This window comes from Acinetobacter sp. WCHAc060042 (assembly GCF_003231195.1).
GTDB lineage: Bacteria > Pseudomonadota > Gammaproteobacteria > Pseudomonadales > Moraxellaceae > Acinetobacter.
This window is the reverse complement of record NZ_QKVN01000083.1, coordinates 1-3,642: the sequence shown is the minus strand read 5'-3', so window position 1 is coordinate 3,642 and position 3,642 is coordinate 1. Positions and strand designations below refer to the sequence as shown.

The following is a 3,642-nucleotide window of genomic DNA, read 5'->3' as shown; positions in this document are numbered from 1 at the left end:
TGAATAGCCACCGATTTTGTAGACACCTTTTAGTTAGATAAAATGGCTAATTAACGAGGTGCTTATGAGCAGTAAACGATACCCTGAAGAATTCAAAATTGAAGCAGTAAAGCAAGTCACTGAGAAAGGCCATAGTGTGGCTGAAGTTGCTGTACGTTTAGGAACCACCACACATAGTCTGTATGCTTGGATTAAACGTTATGATCCACAGCAGCCCAAGATCACAGAATCTAATAATCCAAGTACAGAATTAGCAAAGTTAAAAAAAGAGCTGCAACGGGTTACTGAAGAAAGGGACATATTAAAAAAGGCCGCGGTGTACTTCGCAAGCCAGTCCAAATGAGGTACGCCTTTATTCAGGACAATCAGCACATATGGCCTGTTCGTCGTTTATGTTCAACTCTGGATGTTCATCACAGTGGTTATTACGCCTGGCTAAAGCAACCTACCAGTAAAACTGCCAAGAAACGGCAACAGCTTTCAGGATTAATTAAACAGTTCTGGCTGGAATCTGGCGGAGTCTATGGCTATCGCAAGATTCACTGTGATTTGAAAGATGTTGGCGAAAGTTGCGGGATCAATCGAGTACATCGGCTCATGAAGATGAATGGTCTCAAATCACAGCGAGGCTATCGTAAACCTAGAGCTCATACTGGTACTCCAGCTGTTGTTGCTGCAAACACTTTAGACCGCCAATTTAATCCAACGCAGCCGAACCAATTATGGGTCACTGATATTACCTATATCCGTACTCATGAAGGGTGGCTATATCTCGCAGTTGTGATTGACCTATTTTCGCGTCTTGTTGTTGGCTGGTCGATGAAATCCAGAATCACGACAGACCTGGTTTTAGATGCATTATTGATGGCTTTGTGGCGAAGAAACCCAAAGAACAAAGTCCTAATCCATTCTGACCAAGGCAGCCAATACACCAGTCATGAATGGCAGACATTTCTCAAGCATCATAATCTTGAAAGTAGTATGAGTCGTAGAGGCAATTGCCATGACAATGCTGTTGCAGAAAGCTTCTTCCAGCTATTAAAGCGGGAACGAATTAAAAAGAAAATCTATGCAACTAGAACTGAAGCAAGATCCGATCTCTTTGAATATATTGAGATGTTCTATAATTCAAAACGCAGACATGGTTCCAATGGTCAGCGTTCTCCATTAGATTATGAAAAGGCCCATCAAAAGATGGTTAGGTGTGTCTAGAATTTTGGTGGCTATTCAACCACAACAAAATAAGGTAGCTTAACTAGAGCAGAGTATCACTTATAAATAAGCTTTTAGTTGTTCAAACATGTGGGACCACCTCTATTTAAAAAAAGGAAAGAAGATGAAAATTAAGTTTTTAACAGTTTCATTGATGCTTATTCTGCCATTTTCTGTTTTTGCAGCAAATACTGTAGTAGAAAAAGCGGTCATTGAATCAAATAATACATATAAGGCGAAGTATAACTTAGAGGATATGACTGAGTTTAATCAGGCTCAAAAGGGCTTTATTGCCAAGCCAACAGGTCAAATTAAAAGTGAGAAAGGCAATGTTATCTGGGATTTTGATGCATTTAGTTTTTTACAAGATCAAGCACCAAATACCGTTAATCCCACTCTATGGCGACAAGCAAAATTAAACAACAATGTTGGGCTATTTAAAGTAACAGATCGAGTTTGGCAAATTCGTGGTTTTGATTTGGCAAATATGACCATCATTCAGGGTGATACTGGCTGGATTATTGTGGATACATTAACCTCTAAAGAAACGGCTGAAGCAGCACTTAAATTTGCTAGACAGCATTTAGGTGAGCAAAAAATTTCAGCCATTATCTTTACCCATAGCCATATCGATCATTTTGGTGGTGCATTAGGCGTTCTTTCTAGCGAAGAAATTAACGCTAGAAAAACTCCAATTATTGCGCCAAAAGGCTTTATGGAAGAAGCGACCAGTGAAAATGTGATGGCAGGTTCAGCCATGATACGTCGTGCGACTTATATGTATGGAACTTTTCTACCTAAAAATGCGGAAGGATTGGTGGATACAGGTTTAGGTAAGGCTGTTGCTGTGGGAAAAATGGGCATCCTTGAGCCTACACAACTGATCACTCAACCAGAACAGAAAATGACGGTTGATGGCTTGGATTTTGTGTTTTATAACGTGCCGGGTTCAGAAGCACCAGCAGAATTAACGTTCTCTATCCCATCATTGAAACTTTATAACGGCGCAGAAATTCTATCTCATACCATGCATAATCTTTATACCCTTCGGGGTGCTAAAGTCCGTGATGCCTTAAAATGGGTGGGCTATCTAGACCAAGCAATGCAGCATGCCAAAGCATCCGATGTATTGATTGCACAGCATCATTGGCCTGTCTGGGGCAATGACAATATTCAAGATTTTATTAAAACCCAGCGAGATGTTTATAAGTTCACGCATGATCAGACGGTGAGATATATGAACTCTGGTTTTAATGGCGCTGAAATTGCCGAAAAAATTAAGCTTCCAGCGGCACTTGATCAAAAACTATATGCTCATGGCTATTATGGAACCCTAAAACATAATGTAAAAGCAGTATACCAATATTATATGGGATGGTTCGATGCCCATCCTTCCAATTTAGATCCATTACCCCCTAAAGCTGTTGCAAAAAAATATATTGAGTTAGCAGGTGGGGAGAACAATGCATTGAAAAATGCGCGGGATGCCTACGCTCAAGCTGACTATAGATGGGCTGCCGAGATTTTAAAACATATTGTGTTGAATAACCCTCAAAACCAACAAGCAAAAGACTTATTGGCGAATACTTATCGTCAATTGGGCTATGCTGCTGAGGCTTCAACTTGGCGTAATTTCTTTTTGGTGGGCGCTCAAGAGCTACAAAATAATGTACCCCTACAAAATACTTCTGATCCGAGTGATTTATTGATTCATACACCAACTGAAAGATTTCTTGAAGCTATGGCGACAAATTTAGATGTGGAAAATTTAAAAAATGAAAACCAGTGTATCAATCTGGTTTTGTCGGATACCAAAGAGCATTTTTCATTATGGGTTGAAAACTCAGTCATGCAGTTTAAGCGTTATGATGAAAGTAAAGATTTGGCATTGGATTGCCCTACATTAACCTTAACCAAGCCCTTATATCTAAAAATGATTACAGGTCAAATAGAAGGGGTAAAAGTCCTGCTTTCTAAAGACAGTAAAGTCAAAGGTAATCCACTGAAAATTGGAAAATTCTTTGCAATGTTTAAACGTCCAGATTCAATTTTCCCGATTGTGACTCGACCAAATGGCTAAGCTCAAATAAGTAAAGTCGAAACTTAAATTAATAGATCCAAAGAAATGGGTGAAATTATCAACTTGGTTCTCCCAATCTTATAACAGGAATACAAGAAATTATTTCTTGTATTCCTCTTTAAAATTAAAAGTAAGCTATATGTATTTTAACTCTATTGATACTTTATTAAATGGTTTTTGAATTTTTATACTTTATTTTCGATGGAGATATTTTTATTAGTAGCTTGTTTAAAAAAGATTTGTTTATTTTTCTATTAATTGCTTCTAAATAATAACTTCAATATTTTTGTGGTTAAAAGGCAAGGGGGTATTATGATGTGTTTTTTATTGAAAATAAGCTTTTATATTAG

General features: G+C 38.0%; 2 protein-coding genes. Both read left to right on the top strand.

All coding sequences use genetic code 11. The annotated features are described in order from the left end of the window. Positions 1-64 precede the first annotated feature (64 nt). Positions 65-1,212, top strand: a protein-coding gene (locus tag DPG01_RS18160) for an IS3 family transposase (protein ID WP_087013213.1) whose coding sequence is annotated in 2 segments (ribosomal slippage) — positions 65-311 and positions 311-1,212 — 1,149 coding nt in all. Because the reading frame shifts where the segments join, the coding sequence is not laid out codon by codon here. A gap of 124 nt (positions 1,213-1,336) precedes the next feature. Then, positions 1,337-3,292 (top strand): alkyl/aryl-sulfatase, encoded by a 1,956-nt coding sequence (locus tag DPG01_RS18155; protein WP_000693745.1) that lies wholly within the window; start codon positions 1,337-1,339, stop codon positions 3,290-3,292. Positions 3,293-3,642 lie beyond the last annotated feature (350 nt).

What these genes read in the sequence shown, in the direction of transcription:
- DPG01_RS18155 (WP_000693745.1), top strand. Translation starts at nt 1,337, where the DNA reads ATGAAAATTAAGTTTTTAACAGTTTCATTGATGCTTATTCTGCCATTT.